The sequence below is a fragment of the Streptomyces sp. NPDC088745 genome, from assembly GCF_044751045.1.
GTDB lineage: Bacteria > Actinomycetota > Actinomycetes > Streptomycetales > Streptomycetaceae > Streptomyces > Streptomyces cremeus.
The window spans coordinates 143,251-158,685 of record NZ_JBIVLB010000006.1 but is presented as its reverse complement, the minus strand read 5'-3'; the positions used below and the strand labels follow the sequence as shown (position 1 = coordinate 158,685).

General features: G+C 73.1%; 17 protein-coding genes. 7 read left to right on the top strand and 10 right to left on the bottom strand.

Annotation, left to right across the window (positions count from 1 at the left end):
* The first annotated feature begins 87 nt into the window (after positions 1-87).
* The 3 genes from ACIP93_RS18180 to ACIP93_RS18170 all read left to right on the top strand — a co-directional run bounded on the left by ACIP93_RS18180 (position 88) and on the right by ACIP93_RS18170 (position 2,165).
* On the top strand, positions 88-1,248 hold the full coding sequence (locus tag ACIP93_RS18180) for an alkaline phosphatase PhoX (protein WP_345219579.1): 1,161 nt from the start codon (positions 88-90) through the stop codon (positions 1,246-1,248).
* Between the two features lie 44 nt (positions 1,249-1,292).
* On the top strand, positions 1,293-1,757 hold the full coding sequence (locus ACIP93_RS18175; protein ID WP_401760060.1) for an MSMEG_6728 family protein: 465 nt from the start codon (positions 1,293-1,295) through the stop codon (positions 1,755-1,757).
* A gap of 87 nt (positions 1,758-1,844) precedes the next feature.
* A complete protein-coding gene (locus ACIP93_RS18170) occupies positions 1,845-2,165 on the top strand; it encodes a DUF6401 family natural product biosynthesis protein (RefSeq protein ID WP_401760057.1) in 321 nt (106 codons plus the stop codon).
* 49 nt (positions 2,166-2,214) lie between these two features.
* Here ACIP93_RS18170 and ACIP93_RS18165 read toward each other — a convergent pair whose 3' ends face one another.
* From ACIP93_RS18165 to ACIP93_RS18155, 3 genes are all read right to left on the bottom strand, one after another.
* On the bottom strand, positions 2,215-3,048 hold the full coding sequence (locus ACIP93_RS18165) for a mechanosensitive ion channel family protein (RefSeq protein WP_345219576.1): 834 nt from the start codon (positions 3,046-3,048) through the stop codon (positions 2,215-2,217).
* A gap of 210 nt (positions 3,049-3,258) precedes the next feature.
* Positions 3,259-3,807, bottom strand: coding sequence for an EF-hand domain-containing protein (locus tag ACIP93_RS18160; protein WP_401760053.1), 549 nt, complete (start codon positions 3,805-3,807; stop codon positions 3,259-3,261).
* A 154-nt stretch (positions 3,808-3,961) separates the two neighbouring features.
* Positions 3,962-4,243: a DUF3253 domain-containing protein gene (locus ACIP93_RS18155; RefSeq protein ID WP_401760050.1), complete on the bottom strand. Its 282-nt coding sequence runs from the start codon at positions 4,241-4,243 to the stop codon at positions 3,962-3,964.
* Between the two features lie 302 nt (positions 4,244-4,545).
* Between ACIP93_RS18155 and ACIP93_RS18150 the strand changes: the two genes are divergently transcribed.
* Entirely contained in the window at positions 4,546-5,013 is a 468-nt protein-coding gene (locus ACIP93_RS18150) for a DedA family protein (RefSeq protein WP_401760047.1), read from the top strand.
* Positions 5,014-5,069: 56 nt separating this feature from the next.
* On the opposite strand, the gene ACIP93_RS18145 is transcribed toward ACIP93_RS18150, so the two are convergent.
* Positions 5,070-5,267, bottom strand: a complete 198-nt coding sequence (locus ACIP93_RS18145; protein WP_345219572.1) for a hypothetical protein — start codon at positions 5,265-5,267, stop codon at positions 5,070-5,072.
* Between the two features lie 211 nt (positions 5,268-5,478).
* Here ACIP93_RS18145 and ACIP93_RS18140 point away from each other — a divergent pair, with 211 nt between their 5' ends.
* Entirely contained in the window at positions 5,479-5,610 is a 132-nt protein-coding gene (locus ACIP93_RS18140; protein ID WP_345219571.1) for a hypothetical protein, read from the top strand.
* Between the two features lie 112 nt (positions 5,611-5,722).
* On the opposite strand, the gene ACIP93_RS18135 is transcribed toward ACIP93_RS18140, so the two are convergent.
* Positions 5,723-6,112, bottom strand: coding sequence for a peptidase inhibitor family I36 protein (locus tag ACIP93_RS18135; protein WP_345219570.1), 390 nt, complete (start codon positions 6,110-6,112; stop codon positions 5,723-5,725).
* Between the two features lie 337 nt (positions 6,113-6,449).
* Between ACIP93_RS18135 and ACIP93_RS18130 the strand changes: the two genes are divergently transcribed.
* Together ACIP93_RS18130 and ACIP93_RS18125 are read left to right on the top strand one after the other, a co-directional pair.
* Positions 6,450-9,782 (top strand): RHS repeat-associated core domain-containing protein, encoded by a 3,333-nt coding sequence (locus ACIP93_RS18130; RefSeq protein WP_345219569.1) that lies wholly within the window; start codon positions 6,450-6,452, stop codon positions 9,780-9,782.
* A 120-nt stretch (positions 9,783-9,902) separates the two neighbouring features.
* On the top strand, positions 9,903-10,172 hold the full coding sequence (locus tag ACIP93_RS18125; protein ID WP_345219568.1) for a hypothetical protein: 270 nt from the start codon (positions 9,903-9,905) through the stop codon (positions 10,170-10,172).
* 67 nt (positions 10,173-10,239) lie between these two features.
* Here ACIP93_RS18125 and ACIP93_RS18120 read toward each other — a convergent pair whose 3' ends face one another.
* From ACIP93_RS18120 to ACIP93_RS18100, 5 genes are all read right to left on the bottom strand, one after another.
* Entirely contained in the window at positions 10,240-11,073 is an 834-nt protein-coding gene (locus ACIP93_RS18120; protein WP_401760041.1) for a PIG-L family deacetylase, read from the bottom strand.
* Positions 11,074-11,259: 186 nt separating this feature from the next.
* The gene (locus tag ACIP93_RS18115; protein ID WP_401760038.1) at positions 11,260-11,883 is read right to left on the bottom strand and encodes a GPP34 family phosphoprotein; all 624 of its coding nucleotides are present in this window, start codon (positions 11,881-11,883) and stop codon (positions 11,260-11,262) included.
* Between the two features lie 92 nt (positions 11,884-11,975).
* Positions 11,976-12,260, bottom strand: a complete 285-nt coding sequence (locus ACIP93_RS18110) for a hypothetical protein (protein WP_401760035.1) — start codon at positions 12,258-12,260, stop codon at positions 11,976-11,978.
* 123 nt (positions 12,261-12,383) lie between these two features.
* Entirely contained in the window at positions 12,384-14,747 is a 2,364-nt protein-coding gene (locus ACIP93_RS18105) for a SpoIIE family protein phosphatase (RefSeq protein ID WP_401760032.1), read from the bottom strand.
* Positions 14,744-15,118, bottom strand: a complete 375-nt coding sequence (locus tag ACIP93_RS18100) for an STAS domain-containing protein (protein ID WP_401760029.1) — start codon at positions 15,116-15,118, stop codon at positions 14,744-14,746. The genes ACIP93_RS18105 and ACIP93_RS18100 overlap by 4 nt, the downstream gene beginning before the upstream one ends.
* Positions 15,119-15,435 lie beyond the last annotated feature (317 nt).

Sequence of the window (15,435 nt, the reverse complement as noted above, 5' to 3'; positions counted from 1 at the left end):
GCCGTTCAGGACGCGTTGCCGTGCAGGCAATCCCGGAACCCTAGGTTCTGGGCTGTCAACCGGCCCCGGAACCTGGAGTGATCGCCCATGGAACGACGTACCTTCCTGCGTGCCGCCGTCATCGGTTCGTCCGCGACCGCCTTCAGCGGTTCCCTCTGGCTGGGCGCCGCCCACGCCGACCCGGCGCAGCCGGGCGCGGGCCCCTACGGGGCGCTCGGCAGCGCCGACGCGAACGGCGTCCGGCTCCCCGCCGGGTTCCGCAGCCGCGTGGTCGCCCGCACCGGACAGAAGGTCGCCGGTACGTCGTACACCTGGCACCCGGCCCCCGACGGCGGCGCCTGTTACGCCGACGGCACCGGCTGGATCTACGTCTCCAACTCGGAGGTCGAACCGTCCGGCGGCGCGGGCGCGATCCGCTTCTCGTCGACCGGCGCGATCACCGGCGCGTACCGCATCCTCTCCTCCACCCGGCAGAACTGCGCGGGCGGCAAGACCCCGTGGAACACCTGGCTGTCCTGCGAGGAGGTGGACCGGGGGTACGTGTACGAGACCGACCCGTGGGGTGTGAAGAGCGCGGTGCGGCGGGACGCGATGGGCCGGTTCAAGCACGAGGCGGCCGCCGCCGACCCCGACCGCAAGGTCATCTACCTCACCGAGGACGTCTCCGACGGCTGCTTCTACCGCTTCATCCCCTCCACCTGGGGCAACCTGGCCTCGGGCCGGCTGGAGGTGCTGAAGATGGGCTCCGGCACCAGCGGTCCGGTCACCTGGGCCAAGGTCCCCGACCCGTCCGGCGCGTCCAAGTCCACCCGCAGCCAGGTCTCCGGCGCGAAGCGCTTCGACGGCGGCGAGGGCTGCTACTACGCGGACGGCGTCTGCTACTTCACCACCAAGGGCGACAACCGGGTCTGGCGCTACGACGCCGCCGCCTCCACCCTCGCCCTGGCCTACGACGACTCCCTGGTCACCGGCGGGAGCGCCCCGCTGACGGGCGTCGACAACATCACCGGCACCGCCTCGGGCGACCTGTTCGTCGCGGAGGACGGCGGCTCGATGGACATCTGCGTGATCACCCGGGAGAACGTGGTGGCCCCGTTCCTGCGCCTGACCGGCCAGTCCGGCTCGGAGATCACGGGCCCGGCGTTCTCCCCGGACGGCTCGCGGCTGTACTTCTCCAGCCAGCGCGGTACGAGCGGCAGCTCCTCCGGGGGCATCACCTACGAGGTGACCGGCCCCTTCCGCACCTGACCGGCCCGCGGTCCGGAAACCGCCGGAGCGGGTAGGGATCCGGGATGCAGACATTTCTCACGCATCCCGGCTTCTCGGACACGGCGGCCGTCCTGGACGCACGGCGGCTCGGCAAGCAGCGGGTCGAGACCCTCCAGGTGTTCCGCGGTCTCACCGTGCCCGGCTACGGGTGGCGGCGGCACCCGGCCGTGCGGATGTGGGCGGGGTACGAGGAGGCGCTGGTCCGGTACGGCCTGGACGTCTGCGCGGTGTGGACCGCCGGGGACCGCGCCGACACCTGCGCCGCCACCCTCGTCCGGGACTACCTGGCGTGGCGGCCCGGCGGCCCGCCGAGGGAGCAGCGGGAACTCGCGGCGGCCGGGGAGCTGCCGCCCTGGCTCGGCGACGAGGCGTTCCACCGCAGCCACCGGTCCGCGCTCGTGCGCAAGGCCCCGGAGCTCTACCGGGGCCTCTTTCCGGACGTGCCGGACGACCTGCCGTACGTGTGGCCCTCGTCCGACCGCGCCTGAAGGCCGGGGGGTTTCGGCCGGAGGAGGAGCCCGGCGGCCCGGGCCGGGGCCGGGGCCGCGCGGGGGGTCCTGTACGCTCGCGGGGTTATGTCCTGTGTTCTGACCACGGTGTGCGCCGGTTACGAGGCGCGGTTCGCCGAATTCTCCTTCGAGCCCGGTTTCGCCGCCGCGGTCGACCAGCACGCCGCCGAGATCCGCGACCGGCTCGGGGCGCGTTCGGCGGGCCTGGAGCCCGCCGCCCCGGACCGCGAGGCGCTCGCCGACTACGCGCTCGGCTTCGTCGACGCGCTGACCGAGATCGACTGGCGGGAGCCGGTGGCGTACGACTACGCGGTGTGCCGGCTGACCGCCCTGACGTACCTCGTCCGGCGTCACCGCCTCGTCGCTCCGCGCCGCGGCACCCCCTGACGTGCCCGGACGCCCGGCCCCGAGCGGGGCCGGGCGTCCGGGGCGCACGTCACATGGGGTCGACGCGCTCCGGGTTGACGACGGGCTGGTGACGCAGCGCGTCCTCGCGGCCCGACTGGTAGGCGCCCTCGCGTGCGCTGTCGGAGCCCTTGGCGGCCCGGACCCGGCCGGTCTCGGCCTCCGCGGTGTCCATCCAGCCCTCGATGCGGTCGCGCATCGGCTGGATCAGCGCCCCGCCGACACCGACGATCAGGATGCCCGCGACGGCCGCCAGCGCGGCGATCAGCACCGGCTGGGTGACGGTCGTGGCGATGCCGACCTGGCCGAGGGCCGCGATCACGCCGAGGGCGACGATGACCGCCCAGACGACACGGGCCACCATCGGCCCGTACGAGGCGGCCGACAGCACGCCGGAGACGATGCCCCGCACGGCGTTGGCGATGGCCATGGACACGACCACCAGCACCAGGCCGATCAGCGCCCTCGGCAGCCAGGCGACGATGCCGTCGATCATGCCGCTGACCGGGTTGGGGCCGAACACGCCGAACGCGAGCTGGAGGGTGACCAGCAGCAGCGCGTAGTAGACGACCTTGCTGACCAGGGAGGTCGCGTCGTACTTCGAGTTGTCGAAGATCTTGGCGGAGCCGGCCCGTTCGCTGAGCCGCTCGAAGCCGACCTTGCGCAGGACCCGGTCGAGCACCCTGGCGATCATCTTCGAGACGAACCAGCCCACCAGCATGATCACCAGGAATCCGGCCAGCTTCGGCACGAACTGGGCGACCTTGGACCAGGCGTCGGAGACGCCCTGCTGGAAGTCCACCGCGAGCGCCAGGTCCCCGGGGGACGGGAACGTGGCAGCGGCCACGATCTGGGATGAAAGCACGATCAGACCTTCCGTCGATACGGCACTTCTCCGCTCCGTGCCTATCAACGAACGGTCCGGCCCGCCCCTCGTGGAGGCCGGGGCAGCGCCATTCGGGGGACGAACGAGCCCTATGGCGGATGCCCGCCCCCCCGGGGACCCGGCCGAGCCGCCGGCCCCGACGCGGGGGCGGGACCGGCGCGGGGGCGGGGCCGCATGGTGCGCGGTGGGTCAGGCGACCGCGCCGAGCAGGGTGCTGCCCGGGGCCTGGGCGTCCTCGTCCAGCAGGAAGTCGCTCCAGCCCGCCACGTACTCGTCCCGGGTGATCCAGCCGTCGCCGTTCTGGTCGAGGCCGGTCGCCGGGGCCCACGCCACCTCGTGCTCCAGACCCCAGGCGGTGAGGAACGCCGACATCTGCTCCACCGTGGCGACCCCGTCGTCGTCGGCGTCGATCGCGGCGAACTCGGCGTGCAGCCCGTCCCGCAGGTTGCGCTCCAGCAGCGAGGGGTCGCCGAACGCGCCCGACATGGCCCGGTGGAACTCCTCCCGGCTGATCCGCCCGTCTCCGTCGGCGTCGGCGTGCTCCAGCAGCAGGGCCCAGCAGCGCTGCCGCTCCAGCACCAGCGTCATCCCCTTGGGCGAGGAGTCGCCCACGCCCGTGGCGCGGGCGATGGACCGGGCGAGCGTGACGAAGTCCTGCTCCTCCAGCACTCCGTTGAGATCCACATCGAGCATGTCGAACATGCGGTCGTACTTGAGTCCGATCGCGTCAGCGGTCATGGAAGGCCTCCCGAGGGTCGTGCGTCGACTCCAGCAGGATGGGCGTCCGCCGGTCGTCACCGGGCCCCGGGACACGAACGGGTCAGTGGATGGCACACGATGGCGGTACTCCGGGGCCGCCGCCTTGACCGCGCGGACCGGCCGCCGCGCGCGCTCAGCGCAGGCGGCGGACGCGGATCGGGCCGCGGGCCGTGTCCGGGTCGACCCGGCGGCCTCCCTGCGTGATCTCCACCTCGCCCGCCGCGACCAGCCGCCGGGCGGCGCGGCGCACGGGTTCCATGAGGGCGCGCCAGCCGTCGCCCTCGCCGTCGAAGGCCGCCCGGGCGGCGTCCGAGGGGCAGATCGTCGCCGCGGCGTCCCGGCTGTCGAGGAGGTCCAGGACGGCGCGCTCCAGCCGCCGGTCCAGCTCCGGGTCCTCGGGCACGTCGTCGGTCATGCGGCCAGTGTCGCCCGCCCGGTCAGCACCGCCCACCTGGAACTCCTCCGCCGAACTGGCGAACCACCCCTGCGGCGCGCACCGTTCCGCGCGCCGGAGAGCCGCCAACCGGGCCTGCCCGCAGGGAGGTTGGCGCCGGCCGCGGTCCGGGGCCGAAGCGGACCGGCAGGCCCCTCCGCCGCCGCCGGGCCCCCGGCCCTCAGGGCACAAGCGTTCGTTTAACCTTGCAGGGTCAGCCGGCGGTGGTTCCTGGTCGTAGGAAGGCCTCTCTATGCAGCACGCGCCCCCGAGGGCGGCTCGTCATGGGTGAGGTCATGCTCACGGCGGCCGGGCTCTATGTGATCGTCCTGCTGCGGGCCGGCGGGACGTACGCCGTCGGGCGGCTCGCCCACGCCGGGGCGCAGCGCAGCAGGTTCGCCGAGCGGATGGCCGCGCCCAGGTTCCAGCGGGTCGAGCGGGCGATCCAGCGGTGGGGCGCGCCCGTGGTCGCGGTCTCGTTCCTGACCGTCGGCTTCCAGACTGCCGCCAATTTCCTGGCGGGCACCATGCGGATGCCGCTGCCCCGTTACCTGCCGGCGCTGTTCCTCGGCGGAGCGGCCTGGGCGCTGGTGTACGCGACGGTGGGCGTCGGCGCGCTGAAGGTGCTGGGGAAGCTGTTCAGCGAGAACACGGCCCTCGCCGTGGGCCTGGTCGCCGCCCTGCTGCTCCTGGCGGCCGGTTTCGTGGTGCACCGCCGCAGGAACGCGGCACGGGCGACCGACGAACACTGACCACACGTGTCACCCCGGCCGCCCGCGCGGAGCGCGGCCGGCGCCGTGCGGGCCCTTCAGGTGCGCCGGGCGCGTGCCGCCGCGACGCCCGTGGCCGCCGCCACCGCTCCGGCGAGGGCCAGTGGCACCCAGCCGTTGCGCAGCCCCCGGGCCACGCCCGTGCGGCCCGTCGGCCGAGCGCGGCCGTCCTGTGTCTGGACCGCGAGCCGTTCCACCAGGTAGAAGAAACCGAGATCGTGCACAAGTCCTCCCATACCGCTTCCGCGCGCCCGGCCGGCGGGCACCCTGCGGAATGCACTTCTTCCCGCACACCGCCGGGTGAACCGCGATGGGCGGCAGGGGCCTCCATTCGGCCTCCCGCGTCGGCCCGACGGCGGCACGGGGACGTACGGGGATACCGTCCCGGGCCCGGGGCACCCGCACTGCACGGCGGCCCCGGCGCGTGCCGGGGAGAGGAGGCGCAGCGTGGAGGCACAGTCGTCTGTCGAGTTGGCCAGGATGTGGACGTCGGGCACGGGCGCGACGGTGTTCGTCATCATCTTCGTGGTGTTCGCGATCGTCCTGGTGACGCTGCTGCTGCGGCGCAGGAACCGGTGACGGAACGCATGGACGGGAACTCGTGATCAGGAACCGGTGACCGGCCGGTCACCGGTGACGCGTGCGCGGGGGCGGTCCCGGGGTCGTCCCCGGACCGCCCCCGCGCACGGGCTCAGCACTCGCCGCGCCAGACCGCCTTCGTGACGGCCGTGCCCTCGGCGAAGTTCAGCTTGTAGGGCTGATCGGGGCCCGGGTTGTAGTGCAGGCACTCCTCGTAGGTGCCGCCGTTGTAGGTCCAGGTCAACTGGATGTGGTCGGCGTTCGGGTAGGCGATGCCGTTGTTGAACACGGAGCGGGCCGCGACGTTTCCGGTCCAGTTGCCCTTGGTCTTGACCAGGAGCTGCCCGGTCTGGCCCTCCCCCGCGTACACGCAGAAGTACTCCTTCTCGCAGCCGGGCGGGTTCGGCTCCGCGGCGGCCGCCGGGGCCAGGGCGAGCGAGGCGGCGAAGAGCGCGGAGACGGTGACGGGCACCGCGGCGAGGGCGCGGAGGTGCAGGGGCATGCGGGCTCCAGGTGTGAGGGCACTACGGGGGGTTGGGTTCCGCTTGTGAACGGCGGACGGTCGCGCCGACTGCGTGACCGCTTTCACGATCCCGGCGGAGGGACACGTTCCGGGGAGCCGATCCCGCCTTTCTCCGGAAGGCCGCCGTCGTGCGGCGACCCAGGTCAGAGCGTCCCGGGTGGGCGTGCCGGGCTCATGACCTGCTCACGTTTGGCGTGTTCCTGACCACATGGAAAGCAATTCCGGGGGAACGGCGGCGAGTTGACCCGGCGACGGATGTCACTTTGAGGGACGCCTGTGACCACAAGGGCCACAGTTCTTTCATTTTGGGGACGAAGTGTCAGCCTTCCGCAGATCCCGAAGATCCCGCCTCTCCCACACGTCCCGGCCCTCCGGGGTGCTGGCCGCGGCCGCGCTCGCCCTCGCGCTCGGCGCGTCCGTGGTGAGCCCCGCGCTGGCAGCACCTCCCCCGCCGCCGCCCGACGCCTCGCACTGGGGCGACCGGGGCCGGGCCGCGATGCCTCCCGTGCGCACCGGGAAGACGGTTCCGCCCCGCTCGATACCGTCGGCCCCGCCGTCGGGCGGCATCCAGCGCTACGTCCCGCGCGACCAGGGCGACGTCCCCTGGCACCGGATCTCCAACTTCCGCATCACCGACTCCCTGGTCGGCCGGGTCAGTTACTCCACCGGCAACCTGATGCTCGCGGCCACCGACTTCGAGGTCAGCGGCGTGGGCCAGTCGCTGCGCCTGACCCGTACGTACAACTCCTTCGACGCCCCCTCGGGCCAGGTCTCCTCGCCGTGGTGGCTGGGGTACGAACGCAACCTCGACCTGAGCTTCAGCGGCATGGTCCTGCACTACGACGAGTCCGGCGCCACCGTGGAGTACACCAAGAACGCGGACGGCTCACTGACCACGCCGAGCGGGTACTCCAAGGACCTGGTGCGCAACGCCGACGGCACCCACAGCCTCACCGACCGCAAGTCCGGCACCGTCGACACCTACGACGCGAGCGGCCGGCTCACGAAGACCACCGACCGCAACAAGGGCGAGATCACCGTCGCCGCGCACAGCGCCGACGGCTCCGACACCGGCTTCAAGGTCACCGAGACGCGCTCCGGGCGCTGGGTCGACCTGGTCCGCTCCACCGCCACCCGCTGGCAGGCGACCGACCACACCGGCCGCACGGTCAGCTACGAGCTCGACGCCGCGCACGGCAACGTCGTGCGCACCACGGACACCGAGGGCGAGTCGACCCGCTTCGGGTACGACGCGGACGGCCGCCTGATCAAGGTGACCACCCCGGAGAACCGTTCCACCTCCTTCACCTACGACGCCGAGGACCGGGTCACCTCGATCCGCCGGTACGCCGAGGGCAGCACCGGCGGCCCGACGTACACGTACACCTACAGCGCCGCGCAGTCGTACGAGGCGGGCACCACCAAGGTCGCCGACCCCCTCGGCCACACCACGACGTACGACCACAACGCCGACGGCGAGGTCACCAAGGTCCTCGACGGCCTCGGGCACACCCGCTCGACGACGTACCAGAACCACCTGGTGCAGACCGCGACCGACGCCATGGGCACCGGCAGCGGCGGCATGGGCGGCAACGTCACCACCTACGGCTGGGACACCCGCAACAACCCGGCCTCGGCCAAGCTGCCCACCGGCGCGACCGCCACCGGCAGTTGGCAGACGATCGCCGGCACCGAGCGGCAGAAGAGCAGCACCGGCGCGGACGGCGAGAAGACCGACTACACCTACGACGGCGCGGGCAACACCACCTCGGTCGCCACCCTGGGCACCGGCGGCGCGACCGTCACCTACACCTACAACGAGGCCGCCCCCACCTGCGGCGGCTTCCAGGGCCAGCGCTGCACGGCCAGTGACGGCAACGGCAAGAAGACCTCCTTCCGCTACGACGCGAGCGGCAACCTCCAGACCGTCACCCCGCCCGCCCCGCTCGGCGTCACCAAGTTCACCTACGACGCGCTGGGCCGCACCGCGACGGCCACCGACCCGCGCGGCGTGAAGACGCTGTACACGTACGACAAGCGGGACCGGATCACCAAGGTCGACACCTCCGGCTACGCGACCGTCGCGTACGCCTACGACGGCGACGGCAACCTGTCCTCGCGCACGGACGCGACCGGCGTGCAGACCTACCAGTTCGACGCGCTGAGCCGGGAGACGATCCGCACCCTCCAGGACGGTTCGCAGACCGTGCTGGCCTACACCGCGGACGGCGACGTCGACACGTACACCGACCCGGGCGGCGTCACGGACTACGCCTGGGACGCGGCCGGGCGGCTGAGCTCGCTGACGGACCCGCAGGGCAAGAAGACGACGTACGAGTACAACAACAACGACGAACGCACCAAGACCACCTATCCCGGCGGCACGGTGCAGAGCCAGCGGCTCGACAACTCCGGGCGGCCCGAGAACATCCGGGCGATCGCGCCGTCCGGCGTCGTCCTGAGCGACCTCTCGTACACCTACGGATACGTCGCGGGGACCGAGACCCTGGACGGCACCAAGATCCGCTCCCGCACCGACAACCTCACCAAGGCCCGCACCGCGTACTCCTACGACGGCCCCGGACGCCTCTCCCTCGGCGCGGAAACCCTGTCGTCGGGGACCCGCACGTCCTGGCAGTACTGCTTCGACGGGGCCGGCAACCTCACCTCGCAGGGCGACGCGCCGGGCTGCCGGGCGGCCACCCAGTACACGTACAACGACGCCTCCCAGCTCACCGCGAAGAACGGCGTCACCACCGGCTGGTCGTACGACAGGGCGGGCAACGAGACGGCGGGCGCGCCGACGCCCGAGGCCGCGCGCAGTGCGGAGAAGTACACCGACTTCGGGCAGCTCTCGTCCGTGACGGTGGGGGCCACCGCGTACACCGGCGCCTACGCGAGCACCGACAGCAGCGAGCGCACCCGGTTCGGCGACACCGTCTTCCACAACGGTCCGCTGGGCCTCTCGGGCCAGACGGTGGGCGTCAAGGACACCGAGTTCATCCGGGAGCCGGGCGGCACCCTCAACTCGGCGCGCACCGGCGGCAAGAGCTACTACTACCTCACCGACGTGCTCGGTTCGGTCATCGGGCTGGTCGACGAGGCGGGCAAGCGGGTCAACACCTACCAGTACACGCCGAGCGGCGTCGCCAGGACCGGCACCACCGAGACCGTGCCGCAGCCGTACCGGTTCGCGGGCGGCTACCAGGACCCGACGGGGCTCTACCACTACGGGGCCCGCTACTACGACCCGGTGCTCGGCCGGTTCACCCAGCCCGACCCCTCGGGCCAGGAGAAGAACCCCTACCTGTACGCGGAGGGCGACCCGCTGAACCGGATCGACCCGTCCGGCCTGGTCACCGGCTCGATCAAGGGCGAGCTCTGCTACGGCGTCTGCGTCAGCCTCGGCGGCAAGACGGACGGCAACCAGATCAAGCCCACGCTCGGCTTCGGCTTCGGTTCGCCCGGCGCCAGCCTCGGCATCGGCGCGGACAGCGGTGACATGGAGAGCGGCGGCCAGGTCGGCGCGTCCTGCGGCTTCGGCGGCGGCAGCGTCACGGCCGCGACGGACGGGCAGGGCGTGGACGTGGGGGTCGAGACGGGCGGCAGCACGGGCAAGTGCTCGGCGACGGCGGAGTACACCTTCTGATCCGGCGCGCCGGGCGGGAGTCCCGCACGTGAACTCCCGTGCCCCGGGCGGGACTCCCGCACGCGAATTTCCTTGCCCCGGGCGGGAGTTCTCCGGCCCGCCCGGGGCATCCGGGGGTGCATGAGCACTCATGAGGAACACACCGTGCGGGACCTCGGTCCCATGGAACGCGGCACGTCGCAGCGCGTCGCCTCGCGCCACCGCATGTGGACGGTGGCCTGGAGCGCGCTGTGCGTGCTCGCCGCCCTGTGGTCGGGGGCCTGGGCCGTCGGGGCGATCGCCGGGGACGTCGACGGGTGGGCGTTCGCCCTCGCCGGGCTGGTGCTGCTCGCCGGGGCGCTGTGGGCGCGGCGGTCGGTCGTCCGCAACAGTCCGCCGCGCCACCTGTGATCCCGGCCGGCCCCCGGGTGTTCTCCGGCCGGTGCCGGGCGTCCTGCGGCCGGTACCGGGCGGAGGGTCAGCGCAGGCCGGCGAAGAGGTCGGTCTCGGGCACGGCCGCGCCGGTGGAGTCCTTGACCCGCACGAAGGTCTCCGTCCCCATCAGCTCGCCGAACTTCTCCTTGCCCATCTTCAGGAAGAAGATGTTCTCGCCCTGGCTGGCGTGCGCGGCCAGCGAGTCGAACTTCTGGTCACTGAACCCCGCCGTGTCCACCCACGTGGTGATCTCCTCGTCGGGCAGGCCCAGTTCGGCCAGCTCGGCGGCCTCGGCGGGGTCCGGCTCCGGCATGCCCGGGTCCAGCTCGCGCATGGCCTCGCCGAAGCGCCGCATCGCCGAGTGGGGGATCGTGGTCCAGTAGACCTTCGGCGTCAGGTCGGTCAGTTCCAGGGCCGCCATGGTGATGCGGTGGGCCTGGATGTGGTCGGGGTGCCCGTAGAAGCCGTTCTCGTCGTACGTGACGACGACGTCGGGCCGGTAGTGGCGCATGAGGTCCGCGAGCCGGGCCGCGCCCTCCGCCACGGGCGTCTGCCAGAAGGAACCGGGGGCGTCGTTGCTGGGCCAGCCCATCATTCCGGAGTCGGCGTAGCCGAGCGTCTCCAGGTCGCTGATCTTCAGGACCTCGCAGCTCTCCCGCAGCTCCTCACCGCGCATCCGCGCGACGGCCGCCGGGTCGTGCCCCGGCTCTCCGGGCTTGACACCACCGGGTCCGTCTCCGCAGCCGCCGTCGGTACAGGTCACCAGCACCGTGCGGACGCCTTCGGCCGCGTAGCGCGCGAGGACCCCTCCGGTGCTGGTGGCCTCGTCGTCGGGGTGTGCGTGCACTGCCATGAACGTCAAAGGCCGGTCAGTCATGAAAAGGGTCCTCCAGCAAGGCGTACGTACGTATCGCTCGGTCAACCGAGGCGACGGGCTCGGATGTTCCCGGTACGGCCATCCGATTCTCCGTGCGGCGTGCGACATGCGGCGTGCGATGTGCGACGTATGACTGCTGGGCGCGCCCCCCTGCCCCGGCGGCCGGTCCCGGTGGTGCCCGTCGGCTCAGGGGCCGCGCCAGACGTTGGCGAAGGCCGCGTTCTCGATGGAGCGCCGCTGGCGTACCGCCTCCAGCTCCATCAGCGCGTCGAGGACGGCCGCCACCACGGCCGTCGTCGCCTCGTCCGCCCCGAGGTCCGGTTCGTTCCGGGGCTCCGCGCCGTCGGGCTCCGCGGCGTCGACGCCCAGCGCCGAGGCGAGGGCGAGCAGGACGGGTTCCCGCTCGTTCCAGCGGTCGGCCGCCGAGCGCCGCGCGGGCGTGTCGGCGGGCGTCACGCGCTTCGTGCCGAAGAACAGCCGGCCGCCGCGCTCCCGCGCCAGCTCGCCGTCCTCCTCCAGGGCCGCCTGGTACCCGGCGGCGAGGCCCTGGCCCCGGCGCCACAGCCAGTCCTCGATCCGCTCGTGCGGCGCCTCCCGGACGAGGCCCGCCGCCGCTTCGTCCAGGACGCGGTCGTACGGCTTCGGGTCCTCGCCCGGCAGGACGAGTTCGCCGTCGACGACGGCAGCGCCCGCGCCGATCAGGTCGATCAGCTCGGCTCCGGCCAGGGCCAGTGAGAGGTCGCCCTGCCCGACCGGGTCGTCGGGCCTCCGGTCCATGACGGTGATGAACAGGTCTTTCGCCGTGCTCATGAACGGCTCCCCCTCAAGGCGTCGGCAGCAGTACGGCCAGTATCGCCCCGGCGGGTGAAACGCGCCGTAAGGAGCCGTCCGTCCCTGCCGGGCTACTGGAGGGCGCCCTGCGGGACGCAGACGTGTCCCGGGCCCCAGACGTTCGGCTCGACGCGGCTGGGCGGCAGACAGCCGGCCCAGACCTCCCGGTACCGCGGGTTCTGCTCGATCAGCCGCTGCTCGTGGGCGGGGGCGGCCAGGTAGCGCGCGAAGTCCTCATGGGAGAGGACGAGGGTGCCTGCGGGCTCGTGGCCGTCGGCCGGGGCCGGGGCGGCGACGCCGAGGGAGGCCGCCGCCGCCAGGACCAGCGCGGCCAGGGGCGTACGCGTACGGGACATACGGAACACGGGAACTCCGGGGTGGGATCGGGAACGAAGGGTCACCCCTCCAACTGGCCGGGCGTCCAGAGGTCACGTGAACCCCGCCGAGCCCCGCACCGGGTGGCGCGGCGGCTCCTTACGTCAGGCGCGGGGCGAAGGACTCCGCCCGGTGGCCGCCGCGGTCGCCGTCAGCACCAGGGTCGCCTGGTCGTCGTCCGTCTCGTGTCCGTCGGTGAAGGCCTGGACCGCTTGGCTGAGGGCCTTCAGGATGCCCTGCGCTCCGGACGGCGGCGGCGTGAGGGCCCGGATCAGGCGGTCCTCGCCGAACTGCTCGCCCGCGGCATTGCGGGCCTCGGTGATGCCGTCCGTGTAGAGCACCAGGCTCTCGCCGGGGGCCAGCCGCAGGCTGCGCGCGGCCAGGGCGGGACTGCCGAGGATGCCCAGCAGGGAGCCCTCGCTGTGCACCGGCCGGGGGCCGTCGGCGGTGAGGTGCACGGGCAGGGTGTGCCCCGCGCGCACGAGTTCGATGTCCAGTCCGTCGGCGGCCGGCGTGAAGTGGCCGTACACGAGCGTCACGAAGCCGGTGTCGTGGCTGTTGTGACGCTTGGTCAGGGCCCGGTTGACGGCGTGGACGACGGCTTCGGGACCGGGCAGCAGCGGGGCCACGGCGCGGGCGGTGTTGCGCACCAGGGCGGTGGTCGCGGCGGCGAGCGCGCCGCGGCCGCAGACGTCGCCCAGCATGAATGCCCAGCGGCCGTCGTCGAGGGGGAAGACGTCGTAGAAGTCCCCGCTGATCTCCAGGCCCTCGCCCGCCGGGTGGTACGAGGTGGCCAGCTCGGCGCCGGGCAGGGTGGGCAGGTCCGGCAGCAGGAGCCCGGCCTGGAGGTCGCGGGCGAGGGTGACGCGCTGGGTGTACTGGCGGGCGTTGTGCGCGGCGGTGGCGGCGCGCCGGGCGAGCTCCTCGGCGAGGGTGACCGCGTGCCCGTCGAAGGTGTGGTCGCCGGTGCTGAGCAGGGTGAGCGTGCCGAAGGTCTGGCCGCGGTCGGTGAGCGGGGCGCACAGGTAGCCGGTGACGTTCAGGTCCTGCCAGGGTCCGGGGCCGGTCGGGGTGCGGCGGGCGACCTCGGTGAGGGAGGAGGCCAGGACGCGGGCGACGGCGTCGTCGCCGCTGTCGTAGACCGGGATGTGGGAGGCCAGCAGGGCGCGTTCGTACGCCGTGGGGGCGGCCGTCGCGATACGGCGCACCCGGCCGCCCTCGATGACGTCGACGGCGCAGAGCGGGGCGAGCGTGGGGGCGCACAGGGTGGCGAGGCGTTGCAGGGTCTGGGCGTGGTCGAGGTCGGCGCTCAGCGCGTTGCTGGCCCGGAGCAGGAAGGTCAGGTCGTCGCGGGCGGCCTTCTCGCGGGCCTCGGCGGCGAGGCGGGCCCGTTCGGCGTGGTGGCGCTCGATGGCCAGGGCGGCGGTGCCGGCGAAGATCCCGGCGAGCGCGAGGTCGGACTCGCTGGGGCTGCGCGGGGTGCGGTGGTACATCGCGAAGGTGCCCAGCAGGTGGCCGTCGCGGGCCAGGATGGGCGTGGACCAGCAGGCCGCCAGCCCGGCGCGCACGGCGAGGTCGCGGAAGTCGTCCCAGAAGGGGTCGGTGGCGATGTCGGTGACGACGACCCGGCGGCGGCGGTGCGCGGCGGTGCCGCAGGAGCCGACGCCCTCACCGGTGGCGATGCCGTCGATGGCGCGGTTGTAGAAGCCGGGCAGGCTCGGGGCGGTGCCGTGCCGCAGGTGGCGGCCGTCGGGGTCGGCGAGCAGCACGGAGACGAGCACCCCGGGGGACAGGGTCTCGATGACCTTGGCCATGCCTTCGAGGACTTCGTCGAGCGGGGCCTGCCGGGCGATCTGCTCCAGCAGGGCCCGGTGTTCGGCCGTGAGCCGCTGGGCGTGCTTGACCTGGGTGGTCTCCACGCCGATCATCCGTACGCCCATGACGTTGCCGCCGGCGTCGCGGCGCGGTTCGTAGTGGAAGTCGAAGAACGCCTCGCGTGCTGTGCCGCCCTCGCCGAGCAGCACCCGGGCGTCCCGCACGGAGCAGGGCAGGCCGGTGCGGTAGGCCCGGTCGAGCAGGGTGAGGAAGCCCTGGCCCGCCAGCTCCGGCACCAGTTCCGCGAGCGGCAGGCCGGTGCGGGCGTGCCCGGTGCGGCCGATGGCGGCGAAGAACGCCGGGTTGGCCGCCTCCAGGAGGTGGGCGGGGCCCGCGACCGAGGCGAAGACCGCCGTCGACTCGCCGAACAGCGCCCTCAGGTCCTCCTCGGCGCCGGACACCCGGTCGGCGCCGGGCACGTGATCGGCGTCGAGCGCCGGTCCGGCACCGGTCGCCGGCCCGGCGCCGGGTGCGCGGCCGGTGCCGGGCGATCGGTCGTGCGCCCGGCCGGCGTCGGGCGCCCAGTCGGCTCCGCACACCCGATCGGCGTCGTGCCGCGCCGGAACGCCCGGTCGCCGCGGTGTGCTGGTCATCCTGCCCGCCCCTCCCGAACCACCCCGTCCTCCTCCCCTGCCCCGGGATACGCACAGGCATTCCCCTGGGTCACGTCGGCGAGGGCCGCCCCGGTGCTGTCGTACACCGGGATCGCCCGGTCCAGCCCGGTCAGCTCGAACGCGCGGGCCACCGAGGCCGGTACGGCGGACATCCGCAGCCGGCTCCCCGTGTCCGTCAGCCGCAGGTAGAAACGGACCAGCTCGCTGATCCCGGAGGAGTCGCAGAACTCCAGCCCCGCGCAGTCGACCACCACCAGCCCCGGCACAGCGCCGCCCGCGAAGAGGGCCGCCGCCGCCTCCTGGAACTGCACCACGCTCTCGAAGTCCAACTCGCCACGAAACCGGAGCACCGTCCCCGGCCCACCTGCTACGACATCCGCCGAGAACACGCGCCGCCGAACCTCCCGCCCATTTCCACCCGTCCCAATTCGCCCACCTTAAACGTCCGCCGCGCCGTCCCGTGCCCGCCGCTCCGCCGGTGCCGCGCCGTGCCGGACGCGTGCGGCCGACGAGGTCGCCGGCACGGGCCGCCCACGGGGCGGGGCCGCCGCGCTTTTCCCGTTGCCCGCGGCCGAACCCCCGTGAGAACATCACGCCTCGACGGCCCGTCTCCTCTCTCCCGCGCTTTCCGGAACATCCGCGGAAGAGGAAATGCGGGCCATTGACT